The organism is Streptomyces manipurensis (assembly GCF_049570255.1).
Taxonomy (GTDB): domain Bacteria; phylum Actinomycetota; class Actinomycetes; order Streptomycetales; family Streptomycetaceae; genus Streptomyces; species Streptomyces manipurensis.
This window is the reverse complement of the sequence record NZ_CP186950.1, coordinates 3,503,440-3,519,791: the sequence shown is the minus strand read 5'-3', so window position 1 is coordinate 3,519,791 and position 16,352 is coordinate 3,503,440. Positions and strand designations below refer to the sequence as shown.

The 16,352-nt window shown below is 76.6% G+C and carries 9 protein-coding genes; 4 read left to right on the top strand and 5 right to left on the bottom strand.

Translation table 11 applies throughout. From position 1 onward, the window contains the following. The first annotated feature begins 193 nt into the window (after positions 1-193). Both ACPU2J_RS16155 and ACPU2J_RS16150 read left to right on the top strand, forming a co-directional pair. Positions 194-1,387, top strand: coding sequence for a PP2C family protein-serine/threonine phosphatase (locus ACPU2J_RS16155; RefSeq protein WP_423834973.1), 1,194 nt, complete (start codon positions 194-196; stop codon positions 1,385-1,387). A gap of 301 nt (positions 1,388-1,688) precedes the next feature. Next, a complete protein-coding gene (locus ACPU2J_RS16150; RefSeq protein ID WP_423833495.1) occupies positions 1,689-2,702 on the top strand; it encodes a M23 family metallopeptidase in 1,014 nt (337 codons plus the stop codon). On the opposite strand, the gene ACPU2J_RS16145 is transcribed toward ACPU2J_RS16150, so the two are convergent. The 4 genes from ACPU2J_RS16145 to ACPU2J_RS16130 all read right to left on the bottom strand — a co-directional run bounded on the left by ACPU2J_RS16145 (position 2,611) and on the right by ACPU2J_RS16130 (position 8,062). Beyond that, positions 2,611-4,023 (bottom strand): PrsW family intramembrane metalloprotease, encoded by a 1,413-nt coding sequence (locus ACPU2J_RS16145; RefSeq protein WP_399815884.1) that lies wholly within the window; start codon positions 4,021-4,023, stop codon positions 2,611-2,613. The two genes, ACPU2J_RS16150 and ACPU2J_RS16145, sit on opposite strands and share 92 nt — an antisense overlap. A 43-nt stretch (positions 4,024-4,066) precedes the next feature. Continuing rightward, on the bottom strand, positions 4,067-4,906 hold the full coding sequence (gene trmB, locus ACPU2J_RS16140) for a tRNA (guanosine(46)-N7)-methyltransferase TrmB (protein WP_391346519.1): 840 nt from the start codon (positions 4,904-4,906) through the stop codon (positions 4,067-4,069). A gap of 170 nt (positions 4,907-5,076) precedes the next feature. Then, positions 5,077-6,309, bottom strand: a complete 1,233-nt coding sequence (gene lhgO / locus ACPU2J_RS16135; RefSeq protein WP_361590243.1) for an L-2-hydroxyglutarate oxidase — start codon at positions 6,307-6,309, stop codon at positions 5,077-5,079. Between the two features lie 31 nt (positions 6,310-6,340). Next, positions 6,341-8,062, bottom strand: coding sequence for a sporulation protein (locus tag ACPU2J_RS16130; RefSeq protein ID WP_423833494.1), 1,722 nt, complete (start codon positions 8,060-8,062; stop codon positions 6,341-6,343). A 630-nt stretch (positions 8,063-8,692) separates the two neighbouring features. On the opposite strand from ACPU2J_RS16130, the gene ACPU2J_RS16125 reads away from it, so the two are divergent. Both ACPU2J_RS16125 and ACPU2J_RS16120 read left to right on the top strand, forming a co-directional pair. Continuing rightward, positions 8,693-10,906 (top strand): asparagine synthase-related protein, encoded by a 2,214-nt coding sequence (locus ACPU2J_RS16125; protein ID WP_423833493.1) that lies wholly within the window; start codon positions 8,693-8,695, stop codon positions 10,904-10,906. A gap of 157 nt (positions 10,907-11,063) precedes the next feature. Then, a complete protein-coding gene (locus tag ACPU2J_RS16120) occupies positions 11,064-14,348 on the top strand; it encodes a BTAD domain-containing putative transcriptional regulator (RefSeq protein ID WP_423833492.1) in 3,285 nt (1,094 codons plus the stop codon). Here the strand turns inward: ACPU2J_RS16120 and ACPU2J_RS16115 are convergent. Next, positions 14,335-16,278 (bottom strand): sigma-70 family RNA polymerase sigma factor, encoded by a 1,944-nt coding sequence (locus ACPU2J_RS16115; RefSeq protein ID WP_423833491.1) that lies wholly within the window; start codon positions 16,276-16,278, stop codon positions 14,335-14,337. The two genes, ACPU2J_RS16120 and ACPU2J_RS16115, sit on opposite strands and share 14 nt — an antisense overlap. Between the last annotated feature and the right edge of the window lie 74 nt (positions 16,279-16,352).

Sequence of the window (16,352 nt, the reverse complement as noted above, 5' to 3'; positions counted from 1 at the left end):
TCGTGTCCGGCGCCGCCCGCGCCCCGCTCCCCCTCACCCGTACGGCCATCGCCGGGTCGCCGGGGCCCGCGGACACCGCCAGCCTTGAGAGGCGCGGCGGCGGGCCCGCACCCGTGGTGACGGGACCGGGCGGTGGCGGGAGAGGCGCGTGTGGGGGCTGGGCCGACAGGACAACGGTGGACGCGCGCACGGCATCGGACGCGCGCACGGCACCGGACGTACGCCGGGCACCGGACGTACGCCGGGCGGTGCGCCCGGCCGGGCCCGGCGGGTGCTCCGGGCGCTGCCGGGCGCGCTGATCGCCCTCGGGCTGGTCTTCGACCTGTGGGCACCGACGGACTTCACCGGAGCGCCCTGCTTCTCCGCGGCCCCGCTGATCGCGGCTCCGCTGCTCACCCTGCGGGCCACGGCCCTCACCGGGCTCCTGGCGGTGTGCGCCGTCTTCCTGCTGCACGTCCACCACGGGACGGGTTGGAGCGCGCGGGCCCTGACCGAGCTGGCCACGGTCGTCACGGTGGCCGGCCTGGCACTGCTGATCAACCGGGTGGTGCGGCGCAGCCGTGAGCGGCTGGCCTCCGCCCGGGGGATCGCGGAGGCCGCGCAGCGGGCCGTGCTCCCGAAGCCCGCCGAGCGCATCGGTGGCCTGCACGTGTCCGCCTGGTACGAGGCGGCCCAGGCCGGGGCCTGCATCGGCGGCGACCTGTACGCCGTCCAGGACACGCCGTACGGGGTGCGGCTGGCGGTGGGCGACGTACGCGGCAAGGGGCTGGGCGCGGTGGAGGCCGTCGCGGTGGTCCTCGGCGCCTTCCGGGAGGCGGCGGAGACCGAGCCGACCCTGGAGGCGGTGGCGCAGCGGCTGGAACGGGCCCTGGAGCGCGAGGGTGCGCGGCGGGCCGGTCCGGACGCGGTCGAGGGGTTCACGACGTGCGTGCTCGGGGAGATCCGGGCGGACGCGGACCTGCTGCGGCTGCTCAACCGGGGCCACCCGGAGCCGCTGCTGCTGCACGGGGACGGCCGGCTGGCGGTGCTCGCCCCGGCCGAACCGGCCCTGCCCCTCGGTATGGCGGACCTGGGCGGGCGCCAGGGCCGCGTACGGGAGTGGTCCTTCCCGCCCGGGTCCACGCTGCTGCTCTACACGGACGGGCTGACGGAGGCCCGGGACCGGGCGGGCGACTTCTACGATCCGGCGGCGCGGCTGCGGGGGCGGCCGGTGCCGGGGCCGCAGGCGCTGCTCAGCGCGCTCAGCGGCGACGTGCGCCGGCACACGGGCGGTGGTGCGGCGGACGACATGGCGCTGCTCGCGGTCGGCCGGCCGGTGCGGCCGGGTCCGGCGGTGCGGCGCCGGGTGGTGGTTCCGGGGGGTTCCGCCGGGGTGGCGAGGCACTGAGGTGTGCTGACGTTCCGTCATTGCATCGGTGCTCTCCGCACAGGGCTTGACGCCCCGTCATGGGGCAGGTGTGGCTGAAGAGATGATCTATATGCTTGAGTTTTGCCCTAGTTGATGTGTCTTTGCTGCGGTAAAGGGTGGCCAAAGCAAGCCATCCCGTGGTCGATTGGTCTGAACGATCAAGCGCAACAGCTTGGAATCACTCCCCCGCGTCTATTACCTTTCGATAACGCAGCGCGGTCGTCCCAGTCGTCGCAAGAGACGGCGCCGTGCGCGGTCGCGTAATGAGGAGAGTGCCCCGGTGGCCTCCAACTTGCCTGCCCCCGAAGGCGTCGAGAGCCAGGGGGCGCCCACCGCCGGCGCCTGGGGCGAGTGGAATCCCACCGAGGAGTCGGTCCGCCCGGTCCGCGGCAAGCACCGTGTCGCCAAGCAGCGCGGAGGGCTCGCCCGCAGCTCGACCGTGCTCGGCGTCGGCGTCATCGCGGCGGTCGGCGCCGGCGGCATCGCCACGGCGCAGGACCGCCCCCAGGTCGCGATATCCATGCCGGCCCTCCCGGACCTCGTGACCGGCGCCAACGGGCAGCAGCAGGACGGGGGTTCGGCCTCCGCGCAGAACGCCTCGAACGGGATCATCGCCCAGCAGACCGAACGCGGCACCGACGCCGGCGAGGTCCTGCGCAACCGCATCCTGCAGCAGGCCGAGTCCCAGCACGAGGCCGCCGAGGCGCAGACCCGCGCCCAGGCCGAGCAGGCCGCACGGGACGCCGCCGCCCAGGAGGCGAAGGACAAGCGGGAAGCGGCCCGCAAGGCGGAGGAGGAAGCCAAGGCGCAGGCCGAGGCGAAGGCGGCCGAAGAGGCCGAGGCCGCCCGCAAGGCCGCCGAGGCCAAGGCCGCGCAGGAGCGCCCCGCCCCCTCGGTGGGCGGCTACTCCCTGCCGACCTCCTCCTACACCCTCACCTCGCACTACGGGGTCTCCGGTTCGATGTGGTCCTCCGGCCACCACACCGGCCTCGACTTCGCGGCCCCGACCGGCACGCCCGCCAAGGCCGTCGCCGCCGGGAAGATCATCTCCGCGGGCTGGTCCGGCGCGTACGGCTACCGGATCGTCCTTCAGCTGGAGGACGGCACGGAGGTCTGGTACTGCCACCTGTCGTCGATGTCGGTGACCTCCGGATCGGTCGGCGCCGGGGACACCATCGGCCGCGTCGGCGCCACCGGCAACGTCACCGGCCCCCATCTCCACCTGGAAGTGCGCAAGGGCGGCTCGACGGTGGACCCGCTGGCCTGGCTGGAGTCCAAGGGCCTGAACGTCTGAGGCCGGGGCCCGCCTCCCGGGGCCCGGGCACGGCCGCCGCCCCCGCCACCACGGGCGGCGCCGGTGCATCGGCCACCGGGACGGCCGGGGCGGGCAAGGGGTCGAAGGACGGCGGCAGCAGCTCCTCCAGCACCGCCGCGCGCGCCAGGGCCGGAGCCGCCGTGGCCCGGCGCTGCCACAGCCGCTGGAGCAACTGCCGCTCCCGGCGGGCGAAGTCCGGCTCCCGCAGCGGCCCGCCGCGCCGCGCCCGGTGCCGCAGCAGGGCCAGGGCGGCCGCGTCCGCCTCGTAGCGGGCGACCGCGCGGGCGGCGGCCCGTCCGCCGCTGTGCCGGGCCAGGTCGCGGGCCAGCGCACGGGCCGGCATGGAGGCCAGGGCGGGCACCTCCGCGGGGCCGAACCACCCGGCGGCCGCGTACGGAGCCAGCTCCTCGGCGACGGCCCGGAGACGGTTGCGCCGCATCCGCACCGCCAGCCACACCAGCATCCCGAAGGACGGGACCATGACGCTGCCGTAGACCGCGTAGAAGCCGTGGTCCCCGAACTGCGAGGAGCCGTTCCACAGCGCGTGCATGCCCATCGCCAGCGCCAGGCCGAGCAGCGGCAGGCAGACGCGCTGCGAGCGGCGCGCGGCGAGCGCGGCCGCGCCGAAACCGAGCCCGGTGAGCACGGTGAACAGCGGGTGCGCGAACGGCGACAGCACGACCCGTACGAAGAAGGTCGCGGCCGTCAGGGAGTCCAGCACACCGCTGTCCGAGGCGAGGTCCTGCCCGTAGGCGTTGCCCAGGTAGAGGATGTTCTCGGTGAAGGCGAAGCCGGTGGCGGTGAAGCCGGCCACCACGAACCCGTCGGCGGGACCGGTGAAATGACGTCTGTGGAAGACGAACACCATCAGCAGGGCCGCCGCCTTGGCGCTCTCCTCCACCACCGGGGCGATCGCGACCGAGCCGAGCTGGTCCGCGTCCGAGGGGTCGGCGGTGGCCGCGGCTATCCACTGGGTGGCGAAGTTGTTGGCCAGTATGGCGATCAGCGCCGCGGTGCAGGCGCCCCACGCGAAGCAGAACAGCAGCTGCGCCCAGGGCGCGGGCGCGGCCCGGCCGAGCCACCGGAAGGCCGCCATGAGCGGCGCCACCGGCAGCAGGGCCAGACCGAGGCCGACGAAAAAACCCGAGGTGCCGGTCTGCTCCCGCACCATGTCGAGGATGGCGATCCCGGTGGCGGCGAGCAGGACGACGAGCACACACGTGCGGACCGTGCCGGACGGGCGCGCGGGCCGGGCGGTGGTGCCGCCCGGCGCCGGCTGGGGGAGGAGCGCTCGGAACACATGATGACCCTAGCGATCCGGTCCGACACGCGCGGTGACGTTGTCAGTTCTCCCTGCGCCGGAACAGCAAGTCGTGTACGACGTGCCCCTTGTCGAGCCCCTGCCCCTCGAAGCGGGTGAGCGGCCGGAAGTCCGGGCGGGGCGAGAAGCCGCCGTCCGGCTGGGTGTTCTCGAAGTCCGGGTGGGCGCCGAGCACTTCGAGCATCTGCTCGGCGTACGGCTCCCAGTCGGTCGCGCAGTGCAGCAGGGCCCCGGGTGCCAGGCGGGTCGCGGCCAGCGTGAGGAACTCGGGCTGGATCAGCCGGCGCTTGTGGTGGCGGGCCTTGGGCCAGGGGTCCGGGAAGTACACCCGGATCCCGTCCAGGGAGGCGGGCGGCAGCATCTCGCGGAGCAGGATGATGGCGTCGCCGTTGGCCACGCGGACGTTGGTGAGGCCGCCCCGCTCGGCGAGGGCGAGGAGATTGCCCTGACCGGGAGTGTGCACGTCCGCGGCGAGGATGCCGATGGCGGGATCGGCGGCGGCCATCTGCGCGGTGGCCTCGCCCATGCCGAAGCCGATCTCCAGGACGACGGGGAGGCCGTCGAAGAGCTCCTTCAGGTCGATGACCGAGTGGCCGTCGATGTCCAGGCCCCAGGTGCCCCAGAGCCGCTTGAGCGCCTCGCCCTGGCCGGTGGTGACACGGCTGCGCCGCGGCTGGAAGCTCCGGATCCGCCGCTCGTGGTGCGAGCCGGCCGGGTCGGGCGCGGGTCCGTCGGGGAAACGGGGCTCGGTGCGCCACTTCGGCGGCACGTACGAGTTCGCCTCCGGCGCGGGGTCGGCGACGGGCTCGGCGACGGCGGCGTCCGGGACGGCGGGCGGCGTGGGGTTCAGGGACTCAGACACAATGCGCTGATTCTACGACGGGGCGGTGCTCCCCGCCGGTGCGCCGCCGGGCGCAGCGGTGTTCCCGCGGTCCCGCACGGCCGACGGCGTCCCGCCGCTCCGGGGCCGGATCCGGACCCGGGCGGCTCAGGCCCCGGGCGGGCTCGGGAACACCGCTGCGCCCGGCGGGCTCATGCCCCGGTGAGGGTGCGCAGGACCCGGGTGGCGATCTCGCGGCCGATCGGCAGGGAGGCCGTCGCGGCGGGGGAGGGGGCGTTGAGGACGTGGACCGTGCGCGGGGCGTCCCGGATCAGGAAGTCGTCCACCAGGGTGCCGTCCCGCAGGACGGCCTGTGCGCGGACCCCGGCCGCGGCCGGGTGCAGGTCCGCCGCGGTGACGGCGGGCAGGAGGCGGCGCACCGCCCGGGTGAAGGCCTGCTTCGACAGCGAGCGGTGGATCTCGCCCGTGCCGTACCGCCAGTGCCGGGAGGCCATCCGCCAGGCGCCCGGCCAGGCGAGCTCGTCGGCGATGTCGCGCGGACGCACCGTCGACCAGCCGTACCCCTCGCGGGCCAGGGCCGGCACGGCGTTGGGGCCGACGTGGACGCCGCCGCCGATGCCACGGGTCAGGTGCACGCCGAGGAAGGGGAACGCCGGGTCGGGCACCGGGTAGACCAGCCCGCGGACCAGGTCCGGGCGGGCCAGGTCGTAGTACTCGCCCCGGAAGGGGATGATCCGCATGCCCGGGTCGTCCCCGGCGAGGCGGGCGATCCGGTCGCAGTGCAGGCCGGCGCAGTTCACCAGGACCCGGGCCCTGACCACCAGGCCGGACGTCGTGCGGACCGCCACGGCGGAGGGCCGGCGGGAGATCAGGTCCACCTCGGCGCCGTAGACGATCTCCGCGCCCGAGGACTCCGCGAGCTGGGAGCTCACCCGGCCGTAGTCCACGATCCCGGTGCTGCCGACGTGGATCGCCGCCAGCCCCCGCACCTGCGGCTCGTACTCCGTGATCTGGGCGGGGCCCAGCTCGCGCACCGGGATGCCGTTCTCCCGGCCGCGCTGGACCAGGGCGTGCAGCCGCGGCAGCTCCTCGCGCTCGGTGGCGACGATCAGCTTGCCCGTCACCTCGTGCGGGATGCCGTGCTCCGCGCAGAACTTGACCATCTCGGCGGCGCCGCTCACCGCGAACCGGGCCTTGAGGGATCCCGGGCGGTAGTAGATCCCGCTGTGGATCACCCCGCTGTTGCGCCCGGTCTGGTGCCGGGCCGGGCCGGACTCCTTCTCCAGGACCACCACCCGCGTGCCCGGGGCCAGCCGCGACACGGCATGCGCCGTCGACAGGCCGACGATCCCGCCACCGATCACCAGCACATCGCAGTCCACGCCGCCGCCCACGCTGACACCTCCCACCCCTGCATACTGCACCCCCGCACCGACAGCCCGGTGACGCGGGTCTCTACGCCGGCGCCACCAGCAGCGGCCGGGCCCGTTCGCGGAGCTCCGCGACGCGCGGTTCGTCCCCGTAGGGTTCCAGCCGGTGCAGCAGGTCCCGTACGTATTCGGTCGTGCGCGCGGAGGAGATCCTGCCCGCCACCTCCACCGCCCGGGTACCCGCCGCGCAGGCCGCGTCGAGGTTTCCCGATTCCAGCTCGGCGACCGCGCTCACCACCAGCCGCAGCCCGTGGGAGCGCACGTACTCCTCGGTGGGCCGGGACAGCGCCTGCTCGGTGAAGCGCCGCACCTGCCGGGGGAGTTTGAGGTCCCGGTAGCATTCCGCCGCATCCGCCGCGAAACGGTCGTACGAGTAGAAACCCAGCCAGGTCGGGTCGGGGTCGCCCGCGCGGGCCCGCTCCAGCCAGCCCTCCGACGCCCGCAGCGCCGCCCCGGCCGCCGCGGAGTCGCCCGCCTTCGCGTGCGCCCGCGCCTCCACCAGCCGGAAGAAGCTCATCGTGCGGGAGGTGGCCAGGCCGCGGTTGCGCTCGACGGCCGCCTGGGCGAGGTCGACGCCCTCGTCGGGGAAGTCCCGGTAGGTCGCCTGCAGGGACATCGAGGCCAGGACGTAACCGCCGAGCGGTACGTCCGCGGCCGCGCGGGCCAGGCGCAGCGCCTGGATGTAGTACCGCTGGGCGGCCTCCTGCTGGCCGGTGTCGAAGGCCATCCACCCGGCCAGCCGGGTCAGTTCGGCGGTCGCGCCGAACAGGGCGCGGCCCACCTCGTCGGTGTACGAGCCGAGCAGCAGCGGTGCCGCGTCCACCCGCAGGCACTCCGGCACCATCGACGAACGCCAGTCCCCGCCGCCGTACTTGGAGTCCCAGCGGCGGGCGTCCTCGGCCGCCTCGCGCAGCTTGGTGACGTCGCTGTGGCCGACGCGCTGACCGTGGTCGCGCGGCGTTTCGGTGCCGGGCTGCGCGGGCACAACGGTGGACGGCGGGGCCGACTGCCCGGCCGTCTGTCCGGCCGTCGGACCGGTCATCGGGCCGGTCGCCGGTCCGGTCGTCCGGCCGTCCGGGGTGGTCCGCGGGCCTGCCGCGGGGGGTGCGGGGGCCGCGTTCCCCTGTGCGGGCGCGCCCGAGGCCGTGCCCGGGGTCGCGCTGCCCGCTGCCGCGCCGCCGGGTGCCGTCGCGGCCGGTGCCGCCGTACCGGGTGCCGTCGCGCCCCGGGCCGGTCCCGGGTCCGCCGGAGGGTCGTGGGCCGGGCCCGCCGGTTCCCGCGCCACCGAACCGTCCGCGGGAGATATCAGCCAGCGGGACGCCGGCGTCGCGTACGCCGCGACGGAGAAGGAGCCCGCGAGGGACTGCCAGATCCCGCCACCGCCGCGCCGCCCGGCGAGGTCCAGCCGGTAGAGGTCGGTGGCGGAGCGCACGGCCGCGCCCACGTCGCGCGGGAAGGCCAGGCCCACCTCGGGCGCCGGGTCCGCGTCCGCCAGGCCGATCTCGTGCAGCGGGACCGGGCGTCCTAACTTCGCGCCGATGGCTGCGGCGATCAGGTGCGGGGCGGCGCCCTGGGGCACCATGCCCTTCGACACCCACCGGGCCACCGACGTCTTGTCGTAGCGGAGCGTCAGCCCGCGCTGCGCGCCCAGGTCGTTGACCCGCCGGGCCAGCCCGGCGTTGCTGATGCCCGCGAGGGCGAGGACGGCGCCGAGCTTCTCGTTGGGCTCGCGTAGCTCCCTGGTCATGCGCCACCCCTCGTCACACGCGGAACGCATACGCCGCCGGGGCATAGGCGCCCGGCATTTCGTAAACCCAGCGTAGTTCCCCGCCTCCCAAGCGTTAAGGCCCTTACTTCCCTATGGCGGGATTGTTGTCCGTTTGCACAGTCCGCCCCGGGCCCGGAGGCGGGGGCGCACGTCCCCCGGCGTGCTCCGTGCGTGTGGCCGTGCGCCCGCCCGTGCGCTCTGGCCGGGCCGGTGACCCGGCGATTCGATGTGCCGTGCGTGGGTCGGCCCGCTGCCCGGAACGGGCGGGCCGGGGGATGCCGCTGCCTCAATCCCCGCGGGTGGCGGAACGGTCCGGGGGGCGCATTCGGCCTCCCGGACCGCGCCCGTGCACCGTGCTCCGGTGGCACGCGAGCGCGCTCCGGGCGGCCGAAGAATGGCTGAAAGCGACCTATGGGGCGGTGGGAACGGAACGTCAAATACTGCGTGGACGGCGCGTGTTCCTTTGCCCGCGCGCCCCCTTTAACGCCTCTCGCACGCCTGTCCCGTGGCAGCATGGACCCGAGCCACCGGGGCTCCGTCGGCCGCGCCCTCAGCGCCGTCCGTGCTGCCCGTGCCCCGGTCATGTGCCCACGGGCTGGGGAGGCGGCGGTGCGCTGGTTGGTGGGTTGGAGCAGTATCGCCGCGAGCTTCGGCACGGTCGGCCGGGTCCCGGGCCGCGGCCACGGCCCCGACGGGTACGGCTCCACCGGACCCGGCGGCACCGGTGGACCGGGCGGCCACCTGCGCGGCGGCATCGCGGACGCCGCCCACGCCGCCGACCCCGGCGCGGACGCCGAGCGGACCGTCCACCCCGTCGGCGCGCAGCTCCTCTGGGGGGACCCCGACCCGCTGTGGGCCGTCGGCGACTGGCGCCCCGACGAGATCCGCACCCTCACCGCCGACCCCGCCGACCCCTTCACCCGCCTCGCCGTCCTCGGCTGCTGCGGCGCCACCGACGCCGAACTGCGCCGCGCCCTCTACGCCGCCCGCGGCGGCGCGCTGCGCCACCTCACCCAGTGGTCCGGCAGCTACACCGCCGTCGTCCAGGCCGGCCGCCGCATCACCGTCCTCGGCGACCTCGCCGGAGCCCGGCCCGTCTTCTACACCCCCTGGGCGAGCGGCACGGCGTACGCCACCGCCGCCCTCCCCCTCGCCGACCTCATCGAGGCGCAGCTCGACATCGGCCACCTCGCCGCCCTGCTCGCCTGCCCCGACAGCCCGGAGGCCCTGGGCGACGGCACCCCGTACGCGGGCGTCCGCCGGATCCCGCCCGGGCACGCCCTGATCCTGCGCGAGGGCTCCCGCGAGATCACCGGCTACGAGCAGGTCGCCTCGCTCGCCGTGGCCGCACCCGAGGCCGACGCCGAGCGCGCGGTGGAGGGCGTGCGGGAAGCGTTGGTGGACGCGGTGCGCGCCCGGCTCACGGCGCCCCGGCATGCTCCCGAGACGCCGGCGCCGTACGATCCCGGCCCCGTGCCCGGCATGGGACCGGCCGACCGGCGGGCCGCCCGCGGCGCCCCCGCCGCCGGAGTGGGCGCCGACCTCTCCGGCGGCAGCGCCTCCGCCACCCTCGCGCTGCTCGCCGCCGGCCTGCCCGGCGCACCCGGAAGCCTGACCAGCCCGGCCGGAGCCCGACTCCTCGCGGTCACCTTCAACGACCTCGCCACCCCCCAGGGGCGCGAGCCGGAACTGGAGCGGGCCCGCGCCATCGCGGCCGACCCGCGCCTGCACCACGTCGTGGTCGCCGCCGCCGACGAGGCCCTGCCGTACGCCGAACTGGACGGCCCGCTGACCGACGAGCCGGGCCCCTCCCTCGTGATCGCCGCCCGGGAACGCCGCCGGCTCGCCGCGGGCTCGGCCGACCACTTCACCGGCCACGGCGCCCGCCAGGTCCTCGACGCCCACCCGGCCCGGCTGGCCGACCTGCTGATGGACCGCCGCCGCCGGCACATGCTGCGGCCGGTCGCCGCGCTGGCCCGTTCCGCCTCGGCCTCCGGAGCCGCCGGGGAGTCCCTGCTGGTCCCCCTCACCGTGTACGCGGCGGCCCGCAGACTCGCCCGCACGACCTACCGCGCCGGCATGGAGGCGGCCGCGGCCAGACTCCGCGAGGGCGGGGTCACCGACCGCGCGACCGGTCCGGTGGACGCCTCCCTCGCCGCGCTGACCTGGGCGCGGCCGGGTCCGGCGGCGGGCTGGCTCACGGGAGAGGCGCTGGCGGAAGTATCGATCCGGCTCGCCGCGGCCGCCGGGCGGCCGCCGCTGTCGCTGCGGCCGGGCGAGGCCCGGGCCCGCTCGGTGCTGGCCCGGCACGCCGCCGACCACCGGGTCTTCGAACAGGCCGTGGAGGTCCGCAGCCAGCGCCTGCACGCCCCGTTCCTCGACAACCAGGTCGTACGGGCCGCCCGCGCCCTGCCCGAGTCCCTGCGGGTCCAGCCCGGCGCCCGGGCCGCGATCCTGCGCAGCGTCCTGTCCTCCGCCGGAGTGCGCGAACTCCCGCCCGGCTGGGGGGTCACCGCGCACACGCCGAACGAGACCGCGACCCGGCTGGGGCTGCGCGCCGCCCTGCACGGGCTGCTGGACCTCTTCGCCGCCCCGCTGCTCGCGGACGCGGGGCTGATCGAGGCCCGCGTCGTGCGCCAGGCCCTGCTCGACGCGGCGGAGGGCCGGCCGGTGCCGCTGGACGGGCTGGCGGAGCTCGTCTCGATGGAGCTCTGGCTGCACCGCCTGCTGGCGCGCCGCGGCACGTGCTGGACGGGCACCTCCGCGGCCCGCCGCCGCGCGGTGCCGGAGGGCGTGCCCGTGCACCGCCCGGCACTGTCCTGACCGTTCGGCCCCCGCACAGCCTCCTGGACGCCCGTGGGGACTCGTCCCTCGCCCGACGCCCGGGCGGGCGGATCCGGCGGTCCGCCGCCCCGGGGCAGCGGCCGGTGCCGCAAAGGCACCCGGCAACACCCGCCCCCGGGCCGGGCAGAATTGCCGGGTGCGGTATCTGATCCTCGGTGTCACCGAGGCGCGCGACGAGGCCGGTGTCCCCCTCCCGACGGGCGGCGCCCGGCTGCGCGCGCTCCTCGCCGCCCTCGCTCTGCGGGCCGGCCGGAACGTCCCCGTCGCCGAACTCGTCGACGACGTCTGGGGCGACGACCCGCCCCGGGACGCCCCCGCCGCCCTCCAGGCACTCGTCGCCCGGCTGCGCCGCGCGCTCGGCGGACACGAGGCCGTCGGCTTCGCCCCCGCCGCCGGCTACCGCCTGGCCGCCTCCCCCGACGACGTCGACCTGCACCGCTTCTCCCGGCTCGCGGCCGAAGGCGGGCGGCAGCTGGCCACCGACCCCGCGGCCGCCGCCCGCACCCTGCGCGCCGCCCTCGCCCTCTGGCGCGGCCCCGCCCTCACCGACCTGCCCGAACCCGCCCGTACCGCGCACGCCGCCGCCCCCGAGGCCCGTCGCGCCACCGCCCTCCGCGACCGCATCGAGGCCGACCTGCGCGGCGGAGCCACCGCCCCCGCCGCGCTCCTGCCGGAGATCGAGGCGCTGCTCCGGGAGTCCCCGTACGACGAACCGCTGCACGCCCAGCGGCTCCGGGCCCTGCGCGCCGCGGGCCGCCACGCCGACGCCCTCGCCGCGTACGAGGACACGCGCCGTACCCTCGCCGAGGCCCTCGGCACCCGGCCCGGCCCCGAACTGGCCGGCCTCCACTCGGAGCTGCTCCACCCGCCGGCCCCGCAGGTCCCGCCCCGCGGCACGCCGCCGCACGGGGCTCCGGACCCCGGCCCGGCCCGGGAAGCGGATCCGCACCCCCTGCCCGACGCGGCGCACGGCACCCTCCGCCGGCGGCTCACCTCCTTCGTCGGCCGCGAAGCCGAACTGGCCGGGCTCCGCGACGACCTGGCCCGGCTCCGCCTCGTCACCCTCACCGGCCCCGGCGGCTCCGGCAAGACCCGCCTCGCCGAACAGGCCGCGGCCGCCCACCCCGAGCCCGGCCGGCTCGTCGAGCTGGCCCGCCTCGACCACCCCTCCGCCGTGCCCGGCGCCGTCCTCAGTGCCGTCGGGCTGCGCGAGAACTCCCTCGTTGCACGGGACGCCCCGGCCGCGGACACCGACCCCGTCACCCTGCTCGTCGAGTACTGCGCGCACCGCTCCCTGCTGCTCGTCCTCGACAACTGCGAGCACGTCATCGGCGCCGCCGCCGAGCTGGCCGAGCGGCTCCTCACGCACTGCCCCGGCGTACGGATCCTGGCCACGAGCCGCGAACCGCTGGCCGTCCCGGGCGAGACCGTCCGGCCCGTGGAACCGCTGCCGCCCGCCCCCGCCCACCAGCTCTTCGCCGACCGGGGGGCGGCCGCCCGCCCCGGATTCACGCCCGACGAGGACCCGGCGGCCGTCGCGGAGATCTGCCGGCGGCTGGACGGGCTGCCGCTGGCGATCGAGCTGGCGGCGGCGCGGTTGCGGTTGTTGACCCCGCGGCAGATCGCGGACCGGCTCGACGACCGGTTCCGGTTGCTGACCAGTGGTTCCCGTACGGTGCTGCCGCGTCAGCAGACGCTGCGCGCGGTGGTGGACTGGTCGTGGGACCTGCTGGACGGGGCCGAGCGGACGGTCCTGGGCCGGTTGTCGGTGTTCGCGGGCGGCTGTGACCTCGCCGCCGCGGAAGCGGTCTGCACCGACCCCGCCGACGGGGGCGCCCGCGCCGGTTTCGACGCCGCCGACGTCCTCGGCTCCCTCGTCGACAAGTCCCTCGTCCTGGCCGAACCGTACGACGGCCGCACCATGCGCTACCGCATGCTCGAGACCATCCACGAGTACGCCGCCGAGCGGGCCGCCGAACGCCCCGCCGACGCCCGGGCCACCGCCCGCCGCCACGCCGCCCACTACGCCGCCTTCGCGGAGACCGCCGAACCGCTCATCCGCTCCGCCGCCCAGCTGCCCTGGATCCGGCGCCTCGAGACGGAGCTCGACAACCTCCGCGCCGCCCTGCACACCACCACGCAGGCCGGAGCCGAAGCCGACGCCGAGACCGCCCAGCGCCTCGTCTTCGCCCTCGGCTGGTTCTGGTGGCTGCGCAACTACCGCGCCGAGGGCGCCCTGTGGACCGCCCGCACCCTCGCCCTCACTCCCGCCGAACCGCCCACGGACACCCCCGCGTACTGGCGGCACATGCGCCTGCGCGTCCTCGACATGTTCCTGCTCGCGGAGAGCAACTCCGCCGAGAAGTTCCGCACCCCCGCCCACCGGGCGCTCGCCGGCCGCATCAAGGAGGCCTTCCGGCAGAGCCGCCCCGAGACCGCCACCTTCCCCGGGCTCCTCTGGCCGGCCACCTCCTTCCTCACCGGCGAAACCCTCGACTTCGTCACCGACCTCGACCTCTCCGTCGCCAACTGCCGCCGCCACGCCGGGGACTGGGAACTGGGCGTGGTCCTCATGCTCCGCACGCACGTCTCCATCGACGTCAGCGGCGGCCTGCCCACCGTCGATGCCGACCTCGCCGAACTGCACGAGATCTCCCGACGTGTCGGCGACCGCTGGACGCGCGCCCAGGTGGCCAGCGCCGCCGGGGAGATCGCCCTGTCCCAGGGCCGGTACGCCGACGCCCGGACCGCGTTCGAGGAGTGCCTGCGGCTGGCCCGCGAGGTCGGCGCCCATGTCGAGGCCCCGTTCGCCCTCGCCCGGATCGCCGAGGCCGCCTACTGCGCGGGCGAGGCCGACGAGGCCGAACGGCTCCTCGCCGAGGCCGACGCGGAAGCCGACCAGCACGGCGGCGTGTACGACGTGAGCGCCTACGCCCGGCTCCTCGAAGCCTTCCTCGCCCTCGAACGCGACGACGCGGTCCGCGCCCGGGAAGCCTGCGAGCGGGCCCGCGCCCAGGCCGGACGGACCACGGTGCCCGCCCCGCTCACCGCCGGACTGGACACCGTCGACGCCTTCCTCACCGCCCGCGAGCACGGGCCGCAGGCCGCACTGGCCACGATCGGGCCCGCCTTCGCCGCCGCCGTCACCGCCCGCTGCGCCGAGCGGCTCCTGGCCGGCATGGCCGAGGCCGCCGCCCTCTTCCTGGCCGACGCCGGCCGGCCCGCCGAGTCCGTACGGGTCCTGGCCGCGGCCACGGCCTGGCGTGCGGGCCTGCCCCGGTCCGTGCCCGAGCAGCGGGTCCTGGAAGGGCTGCCGGAGCGGACCGGCGCCCTGCTCGGGCCCCTCCGCCGGGCCGGGGAGGAGACGGCGGGCGCCGCGCTCACCCCGGCCGGGCTCGCCGAGGCGCTCAGCGGCAGCTGATCACGGCGTCCGCCCAGCTCGCCAGGGTCGGCAGGGCGCCCGGCCCGTCCTTCTCCACCACCAGCCGCAGGGAGGTCCGCCCGGAAAGGGGGACCTGGACGGCGGCGGGCGGGTCGTCGTGCCCGAGTGACGCGGACCGCCACAGCCGTTCCCCGTCCCCGTACACGGAGAACCGCACCCGCCCGTTCGTGAACAGCGACAGGCCGTCCACCCCCGCCCGGGCCGAGAAGGACTCGCAGCGGCGGTTGAGCGTGATCTCCACCGAGGAACGGGAGTTCACGGTGATCCCGTGCGCGAACCACAGGCCGCCCACCTCCAGGCCCCGGCGCTGCCACACCCATCCGCTGCGCCAGGTCTGCAGCTCGGGCCCGGTGTGGTCCCCGCCGGCCGAGTGGGGCAGCGAGGCCAGCCGGAAGGCCTGCGGGGGCGTCGGCTGCGGCGGGCTCGGCTTCGCCGGGGACGCGCTCGGGGAGGGCGTGGGCGACGGCTTCGCGGGGGTGGGCGAGGGCGAGGGGGACGGCTTCGCGGGGGCGGCCGCCGACGGCGTCGGCTCCGGAGCCGGTTCCGCCGGTACGGGGCTCGGCGCGGCCGCGGGCTCCCGCGCGGGCGGAGCGGGCTCGGCCGGGGCGGGTTCGGGGGCGGGGGCGTCCGGGGTCACCGGCGCCACGGCGGGGGGCGCCGGCCTGGCCCTGGCTTGCGGTGCGGGATCGTCACCGGCCAGCGCGAACACCACCCCGGCGGCCGCGGCCACCGCGATGCCGGCCGCGATGGCGGCCTTGGCGGGCAGCCCCAGTCCTTCGGAGGCCAGCGCGCCCCCGGCTCCGGCCCCGCCCGTACCGCCACCGGCCCCACCGGCGGCGCCGGCCGTCCCCGCGGCCCCGGCTCCCGACCCGCCCGCGGCCCCCGCCGCCACGGCGGCCCCGCCCGCGGCGACGGCCCCGCCGGCCACCACCCCGGCGGCCTTGGCCGCGTACCCGGCGGCGAACCACCCGATGACCGCCACCGGCAGCAGCGCGGGAATGCCCGCGTTGACGTCCCGCAGCTCCCCGGCGGCCAGCCGGCACTTCGCGCACTCCTCCAGGTGCTTGCGCAGCCCCCGTTCGGCCCGCATCCGCAGGCCGCCGCGCGCGTAGGCACCCAACCGGTCCGCGTGGCGCGCGCAGTCGCCGCCCTCGCTCAGCGCCGAGCTCACATGGGCCTGCAGATAGGCCTGCTTGAGCCCCTCGCGGGCACGACTGGCAAGCACCGCCGTCGCGTTGGCGCTCAGCCCGAACAACGGCGCGATCGCGCTCGGAGACTCCTCCTCGACGGTGGTGTGCCACAGCACGGCCTGCCACCGCTCCGGCAGGCTCCGGAAGGCCTGCAGGGCCAGCGACTGCTCGGCCACGTGCATGGCCCGTACGTCCGCGCCCAGTTCGAGCGTGTCGTCCCCCGACAGCCCGGCCATCCCGCCGCCGCCGCCGTCCGCCCGCCCGGCGGCCTGTTCCGCGAACAGGGCGAAGTCCTCGACGAGGTGCTCCCGCCGGGCCGTCTTCGCCCAGGCCGCGGCCACCCTGCGCACCGTGGTCAGCAGATAGGCCCGCACCGACTGGTCCGGCCCGGCCCCGCCCCGTACGGCCTGGAGCGTCCGCGCGAACACCTCGGCGGTCAGGTCGTCGGCGGTGTGCCCGTCGCGGCAGCAGGTCCGCGCGTAGCGGCGTACGGCATCGGCGTGACGGCGGAAGAGCTCCTCGTAGGCACCGTCGTCACCGCCCCGCATCCGGGCGACCAACTCACCGTCGGAGGGCGGGAGATCACCCCCGCCGGCCGGTGGACGGCCGTGCCACCCACCCGGTCCGCGCTGCGCCGGTACCTGACGGGCAGGCAGACCGCCCGCCTCGACCTCGTTGCCGGCGCGGGCGAGCGGTTCCTCACGCCCGTCAACGCTCATCGCGGAAACTCCCGCACGACACACTCAACCGGTACACCGAGCAAGCGTGTCACACGGCGGACGGGCACCGGACC

Coding starts and splice junctions, on each gene's coding strand:
- ACPU2J_RS16130 (WP_423833494.1), bottom strand. CDS start 8,062: ATGACCAGGGAGCTACGCGAGCCCAACGAGAAGCTCGGCGCCGTCCTC.
- ACPU2J_RS16115 (WP_423833491.1), bottom strand. CDS start 16,278: ATGAGCGTTGACGGGCGTGAGGAACCGCTCGCCCGCGCCGGCAACGAG.